This window comes from Chenggangzhangella methanolivorans, assembly GCF_042648545.1.
Taxonomy (GTDB): Bacteria; Pseudomonadota; Alphaproteobacteria; order Rhizobiales; family Methylopilaceae; genus Methylopila; species Methylopila methanolivorans.
This window is the reverse complement of sequence record NZ_JBHRXS010000003.1, coordinates 593939-611060: the sequence shown is the minus strand read 5'-3', so window position 1 is coordinate 611060 and position 17122 is coordinate 593939. Positions and strand designations below refer to the sequence as shown.

General features: G+C 69.9%; 11 protein-coding genes and 1 other annotated feature. Of the genes, 3 read left to right on the top strand and 8 right to left on the bottom strand.

The window, feature by feature from the left end:
- Positions 1-26 precede the first annotated feature (26 nt).
- From ACFOWB_RS03220 to ACFOWB_RS03210, 3 genes are all read right to left on the bottom strand, one after another.
- Entirely contained in the window at positions 27-1343 is a 1317-nt protein-coding gene (locus tag ACFOWB_RS03220) for a TRAP transporter large permease (RefSeq protein ID WP_261405756.1), read from the bottom strand.
- 23 nt (positions 1344-1366) lie between these two features.
- Positions 1367-1981, bottom strand: a complete 615-nt coding sequence (locus tag ACFOWB_RS03215; RefSeq protein ID WP_261401342.1) for a TRAP transporter small permease subunit — start codon at positions 1979-1981, stop codon at positions 1367-1369.
- Between the two features lie 176 nt (positions 1982-2157).
- Positions 2158-3291: a TRAP transporter substrate-binding protein gene (locus ACFOWB_RS03210; RefSeq protein WP_261401343.1), complete on the bottom strand. Its 1134-nt coding sequence runs from the start codon at positions 3289-3291 to the stop codon at positions 2158-2160.
- A gap of 276 nt (positions 3292-3567) precedes the next feature.
- Between ACFOWB_RS03210 and apaG the strand changes: the two genes are divergently transcribed.
- Positions 3568-3999: a Co2+/Mg2+ efflux protein ApaG gene (apaG, locus tag ACFOWB_RS03205; protein WP_261401344.1), complete on the top strand. Its 432-nt coding sequence runs from the start codon at positions 3568-3570 to the stop codon at positions 3997-3999.
- Positions 4000-4020: 21 nt separating this feature from the next.
- Here the strand turns inward: apaG and ACFOWB_RS03200 are convergent, their stop codons facing one another.
- The gene (locus ACFOWB_RS03200) at positions 4021-5499 is read right to left on the bottom strand and encodes a SulP family inorganic anion transporter (protein WP_378145645.1); all 1479 of its coding nucleotides are present in this window, start codon (positions 5497-5499) and stop codon (positions 4021-4023) included.
- A gap of 71 nt (positions 5500-5570) precedes the next feature.
- Positions 5571-5626: a sequence feature (sul1 is cis-regulatory element that is thought to sense ions involved in sulfur or methionine metabolism; They are found in Alphaproteobacteria), on the bottom strand.
- Positions 5627-5792: 166 nt separating this feature from the next.
- Positions 5793-7616, bottom strand: coding sequence for a monovalent cation:proton antiporter-2 (CPA2) family protein (locus ACFOWB_RS03195; RefSeq protein ID WP_261401345.1), 1824 nt, complete (start codon positions 7614-7616; stop codon positions 5793-5795).
- Between the two features lie 369 nt (positions 7617-7985).
- On the opposite strand from ACFOWB_RS03195, the gene ACFOWB_RS03190 reads away from it, so the two are divergent.
- Positions 7986-9029 carry a fatty acid desaturase gene (locus ACFOWB_RS03190; protein WP_261401346.1) on the top strand — a complete coding sequence of 348 codons (1044 nt, stop codon included), beginning with the start codon at positions 7986-7988 and terminating at the stop codon, positions 9027-9029.
- A gap of 16 nt (positions 9030-9045) precedes the next feature.
- Here the strand turns inward: ACFOWB_RS03190 and ACFOWB_RS03185 are convergent, their stop codons facing one another.
- Genes ACFOWB_RS03185 through ACFOWB_RS03175 form a run of 3 tightly spaced genes read right to left on the bottom strand, consistent with a single transcriptional unit; the run spans position 9046 to position 11736 of the window.
- The gene (locus tag ACFOWB_RS03185) at positions 9046-9669 is read right to left on the bottom strand and encodes a 2-hydroxychromene-2-carboxylate isomerase (protein WP_261401347.1); all 624 of its coding nucleotides are present in this window, start codon (positions 9667-9669) and stop codon (positions 9046-9048) included.
- 48 nt (positions 9670-9717) lie between these two features.
- On the bottom strand, positions 9718-9879 hold the full coding sequence (locus ACFOWB_RS03180; protein ID WP_261401348.1) for a hypothetical protein: 162 nt from the start codon (positions 9877-9879) through the stop codon (positions 9718-9720).
- A gap of 54 nt (positions 9880-9933) precedes the next feature.
- On the bottom strand, positions 9934-11736 hold the full coding sequence (locus tag ACFOWB_RS03175; RefSeq protein WP_378145642.1) for a hypothetical protein: 1803 nt from the start codon (positions 11734-11736) through the stop codon (positions 9934-9936).
- A gap of 155 nt (positions 11737-11891) precedes the next feature.
- Between ACFOWB_RS03175 and ACFOWB_RS03170 the strand changes: the two genes are divergently transcribed.
- Complete coding sequence (locus tag ACFOWB_RS03170; RefSeq protein ID WP_378145640.1) at positions 11892-17096, top strand: alpha-2-macroglobulin family protein; 5205 nt, start codon at positions 11892-11894, stop codon at positions 17094-17096.
- The last annotated feature ends 26 nt before the right edge of the window (positions 17097-17122 follow it).

Below are 17122 nucleotides of genomic sequence, written 5' to 3'. Positions count from 1 at the left end.
TCCCGGCGAAGGATCCCTCCACCGGGTTAGCCCGCTCCGCCTCCATAGAGGTAGTTCGGGAGCCAGAGGCCGATTGCCGGGAACGTGTAGTAGAGCACCATCGAGAACAGCACGATGGCGAGGAACGGCATCACGCCGGCGAAGATCTCGTTGATCGTCACGTGCTTGGGCGCGACGCCCTTGAGGTAGAAGGGCGCCATCGCGACCGGCGGCGACAGGAACGACGTCTGAACGTTCAGCGCGACCAGGATCCCGAAGAACAGCGGGTCGATGTTGTAGTGGCTGAGCAGCGGCAGGAAGATCGGCAGGAAGATCACGATGATCTCGGTCCATTCCAGCGGCCAGCCCAGAATGAAGATGATCACCTGCGTCAGGATCAGGAACTGGATCGGCGTGAGATCGAGCCCAATGATAAAATTCTCGACCACCGACTGTCCGCCGAGATAGGCGAACACGGCCGAGAACACGAAGGAGCCGACGAACAGCCAGCACACCATCGCGGAGGCTCGGGCCGTCAGGTAAACGGACTCCTGCAGCTTCTTGAAGGTGAGCTGGCGATAGGCGACCGCGAGCACCATCGCGCCCATGGCGCCGATGGCGGCGGCTTCCGAGGGCGTCGCGAAACCGCCGATGATCGCGCCGAGCACGCCCGAGATCAGCAGCGCGAGCGGCATGAACGAAGTCAGGAGCGCCCACATCACCGCGAGATAGCTGTCGGCGCGCTTTTCGGGCGGCAGTTTCGGGGCGAGCGAGGGGTTCAGCAGCACGCGGATGACCACGTAGACGATGTAGAGGCCGGCCAGCATCAGCCCGGGGAAGAAGGCGGCGGCGTAGAGCTTGACCACCGAGACGCCCGCGGTCGCGCCGTAGAGGATGAGCATGACGCTCGGCGGGATCAGGATACCGAGGCACCCGCCCGCGCAGACGACGCCGGCCGAAAGCTTGGTGTCGTAGCCCGCGCGCAGCATCGCGGGGAAGGCGAGCAGCCCCATCAGGGTCACCACCGCGCCGACGATGCCGGTCGCGGTCGCAAACAGCGCGCAGGTCGCGAGCGTCGCGATCGCGAGCGAGCCGGGAAGGCCGCCGGCCGCGAGCTGGATCGAGCGGAACAGCCGGTCGAGGATGTTGGCGCGCTCGACGAGGTAGCCCATGAACAGGAACAGCGGCACCGAGATCAGCACGTCGGAGGACATGACCGAATAGGTGCGCTGGACGAACAGCTGGAACACCGTGTCGCCCATCGCGTAGAAGCCGAAGCCGACCCCGAGCGCCATCAGCGTGAAGGCGATCGGGAAGCCCAGCATCAGCAGCGCGACGAACAGCGCGAGCATGATCACGCCCATGGCGGGATCGGAGATATACGCGCTCACAGCTTGGCCTCGTCGACGTTGAGCTTGGAGGGATCGACCTTGACGCGGTTGGCCTCGGCCTCGGCGAGAATGAGGTTCTCGGTCTCCTCGACGTCGCTCTGCCGCTGGGGCCATTCGCCGGTCCGCAAGCAGATCCAGCAGCGCAGCACCTCGACGACGCCCTGCAGCGCCATCAGCACGCCGGTGATCGGGATGATCATCTTGAACGGCCACAGCAGCAGGCCGTCGGGCGAGAAGGAGCTGGTCTCCTGCGTCTCGTAGGAGAGCTCGAAGAACCAGAAGCCGGCGTAAACCATCGCCAGGATGCCGGGGAAGAAGAACAGGATGTAGAGGGCGAGATCGAGCCCCGCCTGCACGCGCGGGCTCCACTGCCGGTAGAGGAAATCGCCGCGCACATGCCCGTTGCGCGAGAGCGTGTAGGCCCCCGCCGACATGAACAGGAGTCCGTAGAGCATGTAGCTCGCGTCGAACGCCCAGGTGGTCGGCTGCCCCCAGATGCGTCGGGACGCGACCTCGTAGGTGATGATGAAGGTCAGGACGACGATCGACCACGCGAAGAACTTGCCGATCGCCGCGTTGAAGCGGTCGACGGCCAGAAGCCAGCTTTGCATGCGCTTTCCCCGACGCGGACGCTGGAACCTCAGCCGTCATGCCCGCGCCTTGCGGGCGTCCACGACGTGTCCGCAGGGCGCTGCGCCTTGCGTCCAGGTCGTGAATGCCCCGCTGCGCCGGACATGACAGGCTGGATGAAGGGGCGGCCGTCAGACGGCGGCCGCCCTCTTGTCGCTTACGCCTGAGCGAAGAAGTGCTCGTAGGCGAGGTCGCGCGGGGCCTCCATCTCGCGCGTCATGCCGACGACGCGCTTGGCGAAGGTTTTCTGGCTCTCGATGACCTTCTGGAAGAAGGGGTCCTGGGTGTTGGCGATCACCTTGTCCCAGGCCTTCAGCTGCGCCTCGAGAATGGACTTCGGCGTCGGGATCACCTTGACGCCCGCCGCCTTGATGGCCTCGAGATCCTTCGAGTAGCGATCCTGCGCCTTCCACGACATGTCGGCCGAGGCCGCCTCCGCGGCGTATTTGACGATCGCCTGCACCTCGGCCGGAAGCCCCTCGAACTTCCTCTTGTTGAAGAGGATCTCGAAACACTCCAGCGCCTGGTGGTAGCTCTGGACCATGTAGACCTTCGACACGTCCGGGAAGCCCAGCACCTTGTCGGACGACGGGTTGTTGAACTCCGCCCCGTCGATCAGGCCGCGGTCGATCGCGGGCACGATCTCGCCGGCCGGCAGGATCGTGACGGCCGCGCCCATCTCCTTGGCGAGGTCGGCCCCGAGCCCCACGGTGCGGTACTTCTGGCCCTTGAAGGCCTCCGGGCCGTCGAGCTCTTTCTTGAACCAGCCGAAGGGCTGCGTGGGCATCGGCCCCGACAGGAACCCGCGGATGTTGAGCTTCAGCACCTGCTGGGTCAGCTCGTCATAGAGCTCCTGGCCGCCGCCGTAGCGCACCCAGGACAGGAGCTGGTTGGCGTTCCAGCCGAAGGGCGGGGCGGTGCCGAACAGCGAGAACGACTTGTTCTTGCCGTACCAGTAGGCCGCGACGCCGTGGCCTCCGTCGAGCACGCCGGTCGAGACCGCGTCGAGCAGCTGGAAGGCCGGCACCACGGCGCCCGCCTGCAGCAGTTCGATCTGGATGCGGCCGGCGCCCATCTCGTTGACGCGCTTCACGAAGTCCGAAGCGAACTCGTGGAAGATGTCCTTGTTGGGCCAGGTGGACTGAAACTTCAGCCGCACCGCCGCCTGGGCGCGGACGACGCTCGGCGTCGACAGGCCCGCAGCCGCCACGGCGGCGCCTGCGAGAAACTTACGCCGGCCGGAATTCGACGCTTCTGCCGCCGGGAGCGGCGGGTCTTCGCTGCTGTTCACGGAAGTCTCCCCTTGGTCGCGCGCGGGCCCTTTTGTTGAGCGCAGCGGCGTGTTTACGCGCCTTCTTTTCGTGGGCGCGTTTGCGTTTCCTCGGGCCGGTCGTCGTTTTTGTCGTTTGCTGGCCCTCATCAAGTAAATGCGAGCGCTCGACGCCGATCAAGCCGATTTTGGCGCGCCACACGCCAGTTGCGCCCGGCGTCGATCACATCTGCGAGTATCGCCGCGGCTTCGTCGGCTTGACGCCTTGCTGTTTCAGGCGCTTAAGCTCTGCGGACCATGTCCGAGACGCCCGCCGCACCCCAGGCCGAAGAGCACTGCTGGACCGCGATCACGCGGGCGATCCGGGTGACGGTGACGCCGCGCTTCCTGCCGGCGGACTCCGAGCCCGCCGAGGACCGCTACGTCTTCGCCTACACGGTCGAGATCGTGAACGAGGGCGCCGAGACCGTGCGTCTGATCGCGCGGCACTGGCGCATCACTGACGGGCGCGGCCGCACCGAGGAGGTGCGGGGGCCGGGCGTCGTCGGCGAGCAGCCGACGCTGGGGCCGGGCCAGTCCTTCACCTATACGAGCGGCGCGCCGCTGCCGACGCCCTCCGGCATCATGGTCGGCGACTACCACATGATGACGGACGCGGGTCAGCCCTTCGACGTCGCGATCCCGGCGTTCGCGCTCGAAAGCCCCTTCGCGCGCCGCACGCTGCACTGAAGGTCGTCGCGCCGGACCGCGTCAGTGGGCCGGCCGCGGCGCCGCGCTCTCCTTGTCATGCTCGCCGAACCGCTCGACCATGGTGGCGCTCGCCTCGTTGAGGCCGACGACCGAGACCTCGAGGCCTCGGCTGCGCGCCTTGATCACGACGCGGTCGAGCGCGGCGACTGCCGAGATATCCCAGAAATGCGCCGCCGAGACTTCGATTACGAGTCGGTCGACGTCCTCGAGAAGATCGATTTCGTCCGCGAAGGCGCCGGCGGATGCGAAGAACACCTGGCCGGCGACGCGGTAGGTCCGCGTCCTTCCGTCGTCCGACAGTGACGAGGTCACGCGGTTGAGGCGCGAGACCTTCCCGGCGAAGAACACGCCCGACAGCAGCACGCCCACGATCACGCCTTTGGCGAGATCGTGGGTCGCCACCACGGTCGCGACGGTCGCCAGCATCACGACCGAGGACGGCCAGGGATTGGTGGCGAGCCGCTTCAGCGAGCCCCACTGGAAGGTGTTGAGCGACACCATGATCATGACGGCGGTGAGGGCCGCCACCGGAACGAGCTTGAGCAGGTCCTGAAGCAGGACGAGGAGGATCAGCAGGAAGGCCCCGGCTGTGAAGGTCGAGAGCCGCCCGCGCGCGCCGAACGAGACGTTGATCACCGACTGGCCGATCATCGCGCAGCCGCCCATGCCGCCGAAGACGGCCGAGGCCATGTTGGCCGCGCCCTGGCCGAGGCATTCTCGGTTTTTCGATGAGGGCGTGTCCGTCATGTCGTCGACGATCTGTGCGGTCAGCAGCGACTCCAGCAGCCCTACGGCCGCAAGCGTCAGCGCGAAGGGCGCGATGATCCGAAGCGTCTCGAAGGTGAGGGGAACCTGCGGAAGTCCGAAGCCCGGAAGCGTCGACGGCAACTCGCCGAAATGGGTGACGGTGCGGACGTCGAGGCCGAGCCATCCGGTCAGCCCCGTCAGGACCACGATGGCGACGAGCGGCGACGGGATCGCGGTGGTGAGCCGCGGCAGCGCGTAGATGATGGCGAGGCCGAGCGCGATCAGCGCATAGGTCGCGGACGTGACGTGAACGAGCTCGGGAAGCTGGGCGAGAAAGATCAGGATCGCGAGCGCGTTGACGAAGCCGGTCATCACCGACTGCGACACGGAGCGCATCAGCCGGCCGAGCTTCAGCAGCCCCGCGATGATCTGGAACACGCCCATCAGGATGGTGGCGGCGAACAGATATTCGACGCCGTGCTCCTTCACGAGCGGCGTCATGACGACCGCCGTGGCGGCGGTGGCGGCCGAAATCATCGCGGGCCGGCCGCCCACGATGGAGATGACGATCGCGATCACGACCGAGGCGTAGAGGCCGACCTTGGGATCGACGCCGGCGATGACCGAGAAGCCGATCGCCTCCGGGATCAGCGCGATGGCGACCACGAGGCCGGACAGGACGTCGGCGCGAACGCGCGACAGCCGGCCGGCTGCGGGAGACGTTTGAGACATGGAGGTTTCCGCAAGACGCGAGCGCTCGCCGCCGCGGAGCGCGGGGGCGTTAAAGCTCATGGGGTCGATTGCGTGGTCCGGCGGATCGGCGGCCGGAAGAGCCACCCGGGCTTGCACCGGGTCCGAGCGAGTAAGGCCATCTATGCAGATGGAATGCTGCGCTGCAACGCGAAATTCGCCGCTCTCGGATTTCCGCGACGATGGTCTTCGCCGGCTCCCGCTCGCAGATGGAGACGAGAGCCGGCCGACCGACCCGGGACGCTGGAGCCGCCCGAAGGCCGCTGCGCCGAAGCTCAGACCGCGGGGGCCGGAGCCTCCGCGCCGGCGGGCTTCTGGTCGATGATCTTGCCTTCCTTGCGCGGCTTGGTGAGCGGCGTCGGCACGGGGGCGTTGCCCTTCAGGAGGTCGAGCCCGGAATGGATGTCGCCCGCGACCTGCAGGTCGAGGCGCTCGACGTCGCGGCGGCGGACGTCCTCGGTGATCTCCGCGGCTTCGTCCTCCGGCACGCCGAGCGCGACCAGGGCCGCCTCGCCGAACGTCATGGCCGACTCGAAGGTCTCGCGGATCTGGTAGTCGACGCCGGTCCGGATCAGGTCGATCGCGTGGCCGCGGTCGAAGGCCCGCACCAGGAGCTTGGCCATCGGGAACTCGGCCTTGATGAGCTCGACGATCTTCTCCGACGTCTCCTGCTTGTCGACGCAGACGAGGATCGCGCCCGCCTCGCCGGCGCCCGAGGCGTGGAGCGTGTCGAGCCGCGTTCCGTCGCCGTAATAGACCTTGTAGCCGAAGGTCGCCGCCGCCTCGATCATCTCGACGTCGGTCTCGATGATCGAGATGTCGAAGCCGCGCGCGAGCAGCGACTGGCTCGCCACCTGCGCGAAGCGGCCGAAGCCGATGACGAGCACTTGGCCGGTGAGCCCCTCGGCCGCGTCGACGCCGTCGAGCGACTGCTTGGCCGGCGGCATCAGGCGCTTCAGCGCGAGGGCGGTGAGCGGGGTCAGCGCCATCGACAGGATCACGACCGCGGTGAAGATCGCGTTGGTGGGCGCGTCCATGATCCCGACCGCGGCGGCGGCCGAGTAGAGCACGAAGGCGAATTCGCCGCCCTGCGCGAACAGCGCGACGCGGTCGATCCCCTCGCGGTTCGAAGAGCCGAGCGCGCGGGCGACGCCGAAGATCGCCGTCGACTTCACCGCGATGAACAGCGCCGTAAAGCCCAGGATCGTCGGCCAGTGCGCGGCGATCGCCGACAGGTCGAGCGACATGCCGACGGCGAGGAAGAACAGGCCGAGCAGGATGCCGCGGAACGGCTCGATGTCGGTCTCGAGCTGATGGCGGAAAGTGGATTCCGACAGCAGCACGCCGGCCAAAAACGCGCCCATCGCCATCGAGAGGCCGCCGAGCGCCATCAGCAGCGCCGATCCGAGCACGACGAGCAGCGCCGCCGCCGTCATCACCTCGCGGGCCTGGGCTTTGGCGAGGATCTTGAACATCGGGTTGAGCAGATAACGGCCGGCGAGCACGAGCCCCGCGATCGCGCCGATCGCGATCCCGATCTCGAGCACGCGGTCCGATGAGGTCTCGGCGGCTCCCGCCGGCGCGATGAAGGCGACGATCGCAAGCAGGGGCACGATGGCGAGGTCTTCGAGCAGAAGGATCGAGACGGCCTTCTGCCCCTGCGCCGTCGAGGTCTCGCCGCGCTCGTCCAGCATCTGCATGACGACCGCGGTCGAGGACAGCACGAAGCCCATTCCGGCGACGAAGGCGACGCTCAGGTCGAGGCCCGAGAGATAGCCCGCGAGCGTCAGCAGCGCGCCGCTCGCGGCGACCTGCCCCGCGCCGAGCCCAAAGATCTCGCGCCGCAGCCCCCACAGCCGGGAGGGCTGCATTTCGAGCCCGATCACGAACAGCAGCATGATCACGCCGAATTCGGCGATGTGCAGGATGGTGGCGGGATCGGAAAACAGCTTCAGGCCGAACGGCCCGATCACGAGGCCGGCGGCGAAATAGCCGAGCACCGAGCCAAGGCCGAGCCGCTTGAAGATGGGCACGGCGACGACGCCGGCTCCCAGCAACGCCACCACCTGAACAAGTTCGCTTTGGCCTGCGGCCGCCATCAGCATTTTCCCCGACTAACTGGTCCCGACGCTTTCCCTTACGACGCGATCGTCTTCCGCCCCAGAAGCGATCTGGGTCGATCACAAATTGCTGAAGCGGCGTCGGACGGCGTCTCCGTTCAGGCAAGAGAGGCGCCGCGCCCGGCGCCCTGCGGCGCCGTTGCCGCGCAAGCAAAAGGTATAGTCGCGCCGCCTGCCGCTTCGACGAAACGATCCTATTCGCCGGTCGAGAGTGTGATAGGGCTGGCCGCGCGAGTCACGCTGGCGCCGAAAGGCTCGCCTGCCCGCCAAGCTGCGCCGGAAGCGGCGTGCAATCTGAATGAAACGGTTCCGCGCCGATCGTCTTGGCGCCCCGAAAGCGAGTGCGGCATGGCTGCGGCCGACATCGAGATAACACGCGTCGACGCGGACGGACTGAGGCGATCCCTGCGCGCGTTCCAGACGCCGGACACGCTCCGCAGCGCGTTCGAGTTCGGCCTGACGGTCGTCCTGTTCGCGGCGACGTGGGCCGCCATGGCGATCGCGCTGAGCTATGAGCTCGGCTGGCTCTACGCGCTGCTGATCCCTCCCGCGGCCGGGCTTCTCCTTCGTCTGTTCATGGTCCAGCATGATTGCGGGCACGGATCGTTCTTCGCGACGCGCAAAGCCAATGACTGGGTCGGCCGCGTCGTCGGCGTGCTCACCATGACGGACTACGAGCACTGGCGGCGAAGCCACGCGATCCATCACGCGACGTCGGGCAACCTCGACCGCCGTGGGGTCGGCGACATCGACACGCTGACGGTCGACGAATATCGCGCGCTACCGGGCCTGAAGCGGCTCGCCTATCGGCTCTACCGCAACCCCCTCGTGATGTTCGGGATCGGACCGAGCTACGTCTTCCTGCTTCAGGGCCGCCTGCCGGTCGGCTTCATGCGCAGCGGCCGGGCGCTCTGGGTGAGCACGATGACCACCAACGCCGCGATCCTCGTCCTTGCGGCGCTGCTGGCGTGGGCGGTCGGGCCCGCGACGTTCTTCATGATCCAGCTGCCGATCGTCGTTCTCGCCGCCACGATCGGCGTGTGGCTGTTCTTCGTCCAGCACCAGTTCGACCGGACGCACTGGAGCAAGAACGACGAATGGAACGCCTCGGAAGCGGCCCTCTACGGCAGCTCCTACTATCACATGCCCGCGCCGCTCAGCTGGCTGACGGCGAACATCGGCATCCACCACGTCCACCATCTGTCGAGCCGAATCCCGTTCTACCGCTTGCCGGAAGTGCTCCGGGAGTTTCCCGAGCTCCGCGACATCGGCCGCCTGACGCTGTGGGAGAGCCTGAAGTGCGTTCCCCTGACGCTGTGGGATGAAACCAGCCAGAGGCTGATTTCCTTCAGGGAGTTTTACGCAAGCTCCCGCGCCGCCCGGCCGGCGTGACGCTGCGGCCGAGGCCTCACTCCGACGCCGTGTAGGGTCGCCGGCCGCTCGCCAGCGCGTCGTCCAGCAGGTCGATGCGGTCCTGCCCCCAGAAGACCTCGCCGTCGAGAACATAGGTGGGCGATCCGAAGACGCTCGCCGCCCGGGCCGCGGCGAAATTCGCCTGATAGGCGGCCGCCGTCTCCTCGCTTTCGGCGCGCGCCAGCACGCGTTCGGCGTTGTGGCCGCAGGCCAGAAGCAGTTCGGCGAGCGTTTCGCGGGCGGCGAGGTCGCGGTCTTCCTCCCAGACGCCCCGCCCGGCGCGGACGACGAAATCCGCCGGATCCTCGCCCGAGGCGGCGACCGCGATGACCGCGCGGTCGGCGAGCGCGGGCGAGAACGGCCAATGGGCGGGCCGCAGCTTCACAGGCCGGCCGCGCTTTTGCGACCAGCGGGAGAGCTCGACGTCGCGATAGCGGCGCCGCTCGATCGTGCGCTTCGCGAGCGGCAGGCCGCCGGTCTCGGCGAACAGCTCTCCGAGCGGGACAGGCCGCCACGCGACCTCGAGCCCGTGTCTCCGCACGACTGCGAGAAACGGGACGTTGCCCAGATGGGCCCAGGGGGACATGACGGAGAAATAGACATCGACGCGACGCGGCATGGCGGTCCTCGCGGCGGTTGGGACGGGCGGACGCCCGCAGGCTGGTGATCAGGTCTTCGGTTCGTCGGCGGCGGCGGGCGGCTCCGCTCCCGGAGCCTTGCGGCGTTTCAGATTGTCGCGCAGCGCGGCGGCGAGCCGTTTCCTGCGCTCGGCCTCGCGGGCCTGCGTCTCGGCGGTTCGGTTCGACTTGCTGGACGCGTCGGAGGCCATGGCGGCGAAACTAGCGGCCCGCGGAGAGCGCGCAAGAGCCTTGGCGAAGAGCGCTCAGCGCCCGCGGAGGACTCGCCACGCCTTGAGCTTGGCGTCCGGGCCGAGATCGATCGGCTCGAGCCAGGCGGGCGCGGGTCCAGACAGCAGCTTCGCCGAGAAGCCGCCGGGGTTCTCCTCGGCGTAAGGGGTCACGCCGCCGTCGGTCGCGCAGACCACCACAAAGGCGGCGCCGCGCGACAGGGCGACCGAGCGGGCGGTCTCCTCGCTGCCGCCGAAGGCGTCGAGCGCCGCCGTCAGCCCGTCGACATTGCGGTGATAGGGCGCGCCGACGACCGACAGGCCGGTGTGGGCGAGAAGCGCCGGGCCCACGTCGATCGTGTTGAGGGCGAGACCCTGCGGCGCCTTGGCCGCGAGCGCCCGGTAGTCGGCGGACCGGCACATGCCGCCCATCGCGCCGCCGTCGCGGATCGCGGGAAGGCCCGCGATGTCGGCGACGCCGAGCCCTGCGAGCGCAAGCGTCGCGGGGCTGAAGGCGACGAGCGCGAGAACCGTCCTGAGCCGCCCGCCGGTCCGGCCGATCGCGAGCACGGCGAGCGGAAGCAGCACGCCGCCGAGCGCGAAGGCGAGGCTCGCGCCGCGGATCTGCCAGCAGGTGACGGCGACCGAGGCCGCGCACATCGCGGCCGCGATGGCGACCGGCCAGCGGTTCTCGCGCGGGGCCGCGATCACGGCCCAGATCGCGACGGCCACCAGCGCGAACAGCGGCAGGCCGATGGCGAGGGTGGCGGTCGGCTCGGCGATCGAGGAGGCGGCGATGTTCTGCGCCTCCTGCACCTTGTCGAGCCAGCCGGTCTTGAGCTGCTCGGGCAGGGCGCCGTAGGGCGAGTTGAGGCAGTTGGGCGAGGCGATCAGCAGGCCGACCGCGACCGCGACCCCGACCTGGCCGAGCGCCGCGAAGCGGGCGATCCGGCCCGGTCCCGCGTAGCGCACGGCCGCCGCCAGGCCGAGCCCGCCGAGCGTGGCGACAGCGATATGCCCGACGCCGAGCGCGTCGCAGACCGGCGCGAGCCAGCTTTCGGGAGAGAGCGTCAGGACCGCGACGCCGAAGGTTCCGGCCGCGAAGCTGAGCCCGAAGGCGGCGACGCCGCGCCCGGCGCGCTCGTCGGCGTCGTCGGACGCCGCCCAGCGCAGCGCCACGAGCGCGGCGGCGGCCGCGACATGGGGAGCGGTCTCCATGCCGATCGCCATCATCAGCGCGGCGGCGAGGCCCCCGGCGACGCCTGCCCGGACCGACCTGTCGAGCCGCATGGCGCAGGCGAGCAGCAGCAGCGCGAGCGCGATCTGCGCGCCGTGATGGTCGATCGAGGCGGGCTGGAAGCGCGAGGCGACGCCCGGCGACATCACCATCATGAATGCGCCGATGGCGCCGGCGGCGGGCCCGGCGAGGGTCCGGCAGGCCGAGGCCGCGGCGAGCAGCGCCGGCAGAAACAGGATGAGCGGCCAGATCGTGATCGTCAGCCGCGTCGCGAGATCCTCGGATACGACGAGCCGCAAGCCTGCGAGCAGCGCCGCGATCGGCAGGTCGATCACCCGCGACCAGTGCATGGTCACGCCGTCCGGCGGGTTAAGGCGATGCTGGACGAGGTCGAGCCATCCCTGGCCTGCGAGGAGGTCCCGCACCTCGACGAGCCGCATGGCGTCGTCGGTCGAGAGCTGCTCGACGACGGTCGGAAACGCGGAGAACGCCGTCGCCGCGGCGTAGACCGCCCAGATGAAGACGACGAGCGGCCAGCCCGCGTCGGCGAACAGCGCGGGGCGTGCGCCGACGCCCGTCGCGCGCGCCGAAGCCTCGGTCATCGCCATCCCGTTTCCGCCTCGTTGAGACATGCCTCGAGGGAGGTTCGCATGGCGGGCCTTGCGAAGCCGTGAACGCGCAAGAAACTCGTTCCGCCCAGGACGCCGCGGAGCTATCGTCGAGCGCCCGGCGCAGATCGGGCGCGGGGGAAATGGCGATGGCGCGTCTTCGGTTTTCTCACGCGGTCGGAGCGTTGGCGCTCGCGGCGTCGCTTCTTGCAGCTCCGGGCCTTTCGGCGCAGACGGCGGCAGGCTTCCAGAATCGGACGGCCTCCGAGAGCGGCCTCAAGCTCGAGGCCAAGCTGAAGCGGGAGGCCGGCGGGGACTCGCGGCCGGTCGCCGAGCTCGTCAAGCAGGGCGTCGCCCAAATCCGCTCCTCGAGCTGGCGGGAGGCTTCTGTGACCTTCGCGCTCGCGGCCGGCAAGGATCCGAGGAACGAGCAGGCCTGGCGCAACCTCTCGGTCGCGCTCACCAAGGTCGAGACCGACGACTATTCGGAGAAGGAAACCCTTCGGAGCCAAGCGGTCGGCGCCGCGTGGCAGGCCTATCAGGTCTCGCCCGACGCCAAGACTAAGGCCCGCGCGCTCGCCGTGCTCTCCAACGCGCTCGCGACCAGCGAGGACTGGCGCCCGGCGATCGACGCGCTGAAGGCGAGCCTTGCGCTCGCCGACAACGCCGACGCCCGCGCGACCTACGCGACGCTGCGGGCCGAGCACGGTTTTCGCGCGCTCGATTATTCGATCGACGCCGACGCGGCGGCGCCGCGCGCTTGCGTCCAGTTCTCGGAAGATCTCGCCAAGGGCCGCGTCGACTTCTCGCCCTTCGTCGCGCTGAAGGGCGTGGACCAGCCGGCCGTGACGGCGGAAGCGCAGCAGATCTGCGTCGACGGCCTGAAGCACGGCGAGACCTACGACCTCACGATCCGCGCCGGCCTGCCGTCGAACGTCGACGAGACGCTTCCCGCCAACAAGGACTTCCGGATCTACGTCCGCGACCGCAAGCCCGCGGCGCGGTTCACGGGGCGCAACTACGTGCTGCCCTCGACCGGCCAGCAGGGCGTGCCGGTCGTCACCGTCAACGCCGACGCCGCGCTCGTCGACGTCTACCGCATCAACGACCGCAGCCTCGCCCAGGCGGTCACCTCCGGCGACTTCCAGAAGCAGCTCGACGGCGAGGAGCTCGACAAGCTCCGCGACGACCAGGGCGCGATGATCTTTTCCGGCGAACTCGCGGTCGAGCGTCGCCAGAACGCCGACGTCGTCACCGCCTTCCCCGTGCAGGAGGCCGTGCCGGACCTGAAGCCCGGCGTCTACGTCATGTCGGCGCGGCCGAAGGGCGAGACCGAGGCTGAGCCGTGGGACTCGCGCGCCACCCAGTGGTTCGTGGTCTCGGATCTCGGCCTCACGGCCGTCTCGGGAACCGACGGCGTCAAGGCGTTTGCGCGCTCGCTCGCCTCCGCGGCGCCGTTGAAGGGCGTCGAGCTCAGGCTCATCGCCCGCAACAACGAGGTGCTGGCGACCAAGGCGACCGACGCCGACGGTTTCGTCACCTTCGAGCCGGGCCTTGCGCGCGGGACCGGCGGCCAGGCCCCGGCGATGATCGCGGCCTCCGCGGGCGCCGACTACGGCTTCCTCGACCTCACCAAGCCCGGCTTCGACCTCTCCGACCGCGGCGTTGGCGGCCGCGCGGCGCCCGGCCCGCTCGACGCCCAGCTCTTCGCCGAGCGCGGCGTCTACCGCTCGAAGGAGACCGTGCATCTCACCGCGCTCTTGCGGGACGACAAGGGCGCGGGCGTCGAGGGCCTGCCGCTGACGCTGGTGGTGAAGCGCCCCGACGGCGTCGAGGACCGGCGGGTCGTCACTGTCGACGCCGGCGGCGGCGGGCGCACGCTCGACGTGGCGCTGGTCGATCAGGCGATGGGCGGCACGTGGCGCGTCGAGGCGCTCGCCGACGCCAAGGGCCAGCCCATCGGCGAGACCAGCTTCCTCGTCGCCGACTACGTGCCAGAAAAGCTCGACATGACGGTGGCCTCGAAGGCCGCCGAGCTCGGGGCGTCGGGCGCCACGGTCTCGGTCGACGGACGCTGGCTCTACGGCGCGCCGGCCGGCGACCTCGCGATCGAGGGCGAGGTCACGGTGAAGGCGCGCGACGGCGGCCTGGCGGGCTTCGAGGGCTATCAGTTCGGCCTCTCGGACGAGACTGTCGCCCCGGTCCGCACCCCGCTCGACGGGCTCGGCCGCACCGACGCCAAGGGCCACGCCGACGTCCGCGTCGCCCAGCCGGAGCTTCCCGACGCGACGCGCCCGCTCGAGGCGACGGTCGCGCTGCGTCTCGCCGAACCCTCCGGCCGCACGCTCGAGCGCACTCTGACGCTTCCCGTGGCGGCCACCGGCGCGCGCATCGGCGTTCGCCCCGCTTTCAAGGGCGCGCTCGGAAACGGCGAGGTGGCGAAGTTCGACGTTCGGCTCGCGGGCGCGGACGGCAAGCCCGCCGCCGCGCAAGGCCTAAGCTGGCAGCTCGTGCGGCTTGAGACCAGCTACCAGTGGTACGCGACCGACGGGCGCTGGAATTTCGAGACCGTCACCCGCACACGCCGGGTCGCCGACGGCAAGCTGGACGTCGCGGCCGACGCGCCGGGCAAGGTCGAGGCCAAGGTCGACTATGGCCGCTACCGGCTCGAGGTCGCGAGCGCCGATCCCAAGGGGCCGGCCGCCAGCGTCGCGTTCGACGCCGGCTATTTCGCAGCCGCTTCCGCCGACACGCCGGACCTGCTCGACGTCGCGCTCGACCGCCCGACCTACCGGCCGGGCGAGACCGCGACGGTGCGGCTCGGCTCGCGCTTCGCAGGCCGCGCCACCGTGCTCGTCGTGGCCTCGGGCGTGATCGACCAGAAGATCGTCGACGTCGCAGCCGACGGCGCGACCGCGAGCTTCAAGGTCTCCGACGCATGGCGGCCGGGCGCCTATGTGGTGGCGTTCGTCCACCGCCCGCTCGACGCCAAGGCGAGCCGCATGCCCGGCCGCGCGGTCGGCGTCGCGCACGCCCAGATCGACGCGGCTGAAAAGACCGTCGGGGTCGCGATCGACGTTCCCGAGCGGATCGAGCCGCGCCGCACGCTCGACGTCGGCCTGAAACTCTCGAACGTCGCGCAGGGCGAGCAGGCCTATGTGACGATCGCCGCCGTCGACGTCGGCATCCTCAACCTCACGGGCTACAAGCCGCCGGCCCCGGACACGGAGGTCTTCGGCCAGCGCAAGCTCGCCTCCGAGATCCGCGACCTCTACGGCCAGCTCATCGACGGCATGACGGCCGCCAAGGGCAAGATCCGCTCGGGCGGCGACGGCGCGGGCTCGGGCGGCCTGCAGGACACCCCGACCCAGGCCCCGCTCGCGCTGTTCTCGGGCATCGTGAAGGTCGGCCCCGACGGGCTTGTCTCCGCGCCGTTCGAGATCCCGGCCTTCAACGGAACCGTGAAACTGATGGCCGTCGCATGGTCGGGCCAGAAGCTCGGCCACGCGGCTCGGGACGTCGTGGTCGCCGATCCGGTCGTCGTGACGGCCGCGCTGCCGCGCTTCCTCGCAGACGGCGACCGCTCGCGTCTGCGGCTCGACCTCGACAACGTCTCGGGCCCGGCCGGCGACCATCAGGTCCAAGTCGCGGTCTCCGGGCCGCTCGCGATCGAGGGCGGCGCGAAGACGGTGAAGCTCGCCCAGAAGGCGCGCGCCGCCGTCGAGGTTCCGCTCGCCGCCAAGGGCGTGGGCGCCGGCCGCGTCGAAGTCTCGGTGAAGGGGCCGGACGGGCGCGCCTACGTCCAGGCGCTCGCGCTCGAGACGAAGCCGCAGACCTCGCCGGTCGTGCGCCGAAACGTCATCGCGCTCGCCAAGGGCGCGGGCGTGACCGTGTCGCGCGACATGCTGGCCGACATCGTTCCGGGCACCGGCTCGGTCGCGCTTTCGGTCGGCAAGCCCGGCGCGCTCGACGCCGCCACCTTCAAGCTCGCGCTCGACGGTTACCCCTACGCCTGCTCCGAACAGCTCTCGAGCCGCCTGCTCGCGCTGGTCTACGGCTCGGAGCTCGGCATGTCGTCGCAGGTCGCCGGCGTCTCGCCCGACGAGGTGAAGCGACAGGCCGGCGAGATGATCGCCCGCATCCTCGCGCGTCAGGACTCCAACGGCTCCTTCGGCCTCTGGTCGGCCGAGGGGGGCGACCTCTGGCTCGATTCTTACGTGGCCGACGTTTTCGGCCGCGCCCGCGGCGCGGGCTTCGCGGTGCCCGATCGGGCCTTCGCCTCCGCGCTCGACAACCTGCGCAACGCCATCGGCCTGCGTCAGGACCAGACCGAGAGCGACCTCGCCTACGCCCACTATGTGCTCGCCAAGAACGGCCGCGCGCTGCTCGGCGACCTGCGCTACCTCGCCGACGTCAAGATCGAGGAGTTCGCGAGCCCGCTCGCGCGCGCCGAGATCGGGGCGGCGCTCGCCCAGACCGGCGATTTCGCGCGGGCCTCGAAGGCCTTCGCGGCCGCCGAGATCGCGGCGCCCGACGACGCCGCCCGCTCCGATTTCGGCTCGGTCCTGCGCGACCAGGCCGCGATCGTGGCGCTCGGCGCCGAGAACCGGATCGACGCCGCCGTGACGCCCGCGGCGCTCCGGCGCATCGGGCAGGCGCGGCGCGACCGGCCGTATCTGACGACGCAGGAGAACGCCTGGCTGCTGCTCGCCGCCCGCGCGCTGAAGGGCCAGAGCGCCGACCTCGCGCTCACCGTCGACGGGGCGGCGAAGAAGGGCGCGCTCGACGAGACCTATTCGGGCGCGGCGCTCGGCGCGAAGCCGGTGACGGTGGCGAACGCCGGACAGACGCCGCTCGAGGCCGTGGTGACCGTCCGCGGAGCGCCGCTGACGCCCGAGCCTGCGGCCGAGGCCGGCTTCCATCTCGAGCGGCGCTACTACACGACCGCGGGCGTCGAGGTCGACGCGTCCTCGGTCGCGCAGAACACGCGGCTCGTGGTGGTGGTGACCGTCACCGAACCGGAGCCCCGCCCGGGCCGCGTCCTCGTCGTCGATCGCCTGCCTGCCGGCTTCGAGATCGACAATCCGGAGCTCGTCAGCTCGGCCAAGCTCCCGGCGCTCTCGATGTTGGGCGAGGAGCCGGAGGCGGTCCATTCCGAGTTCCGCGACGACCGCTTCATCGCGGCCTTCGACCGGGGCGCTGAGGCCTCCTCCACCTACTCGGCGGCCTATGTGGTGAGGGCCGTCGCGCCCGGGCGCTACGCCCAGCCGGCGGCGACGGTGGAGGACATGTACCGCGCCGATCGCTTCGCCCGCACGGGCGCGGGCGTCGTCGAGGTGACGGCGGCCAAATGAGCCGGGCCTTGGCCAGCGCGTCATCC

Excerpts from the sequence above, each read along its gene's own strand:
- ACFOWB_RS03220 (WP_261405756.1), bottom strand. The coding sequence starts at position 1,343 with ATGGGCGTGATCATGCTCGCGCTGTTCGTCGCGCTGCTGATGCTGGGC.
- ACFOWB_RS03215 (WP_261401342.1), bottom strand. The coding sequence starts at position 1,981 with ATGCAAAGCTGGCTTCTGGCCGTCGACCGCTTCAACGCGGCGATCGGC.
- apaG (WP_261401344.1), top strand. The coding sequence starts at position 3,568 with ATGTCCGAGACGCCCGCCGCACCCCAGGCCGAAGAGCACTGCTGGACC.
- ACFOWB_RS03200 (WP_378145645.1), bottom strand. The coding sequence starts at position 5,499 with ATGTCTCAAACGTCTCCCGCAGCCGGCCGGCTGTCGCGCGTTCGCGCC.
- ACFOWB_RS03195 (WP_261401345.1), bottom strand. The coding sequence starts at position 7,616 with ATGGCGGCCGCAGGCCAAAGCGAACTTGTTCAGGTGGTGGCGTTGCTG.
- ACFOWB_RS03190 (WP_261401346.1), top strand. The coding sequence starts at position 7,986 with ATGGCTGCGGCCGACATCGAGATAACACGCGTCGACGCGGACGGACTG.
- ACFOWB_RS03185 (WP_261401347.1), bottom strand. The coding sequence starts at position 9,669 with ATGCCGCGTCGCGTCGATGTCTATTTCTCCGTCATGTCCCCCTGGGCC.
- ACFOWB_RS03180 (WP_261401348.1), bottom strand. The coding sequence starts at position 9,879 with ATGGCCTCCGACGCGTCCAGCAAGTCGAACCGAACCGCCGAGACGCAG.
- ACFOWB_RS03175 (WP_378145642.1), bottom strand. The coding sequence starts at position 11,736 with ATGACCGAGGCTTCGGCGCGCGCGACGGGCGTCGGCGCACGCCCCGCG.
- ACFOWB_RS03170 (WP_378145640.1), top strand. The coding sequence starts at position 11,892 with ATGGCGCGTCTTCGGTTTTCTCACGCGGTCGGAGCGTTGGCGCTCGCG.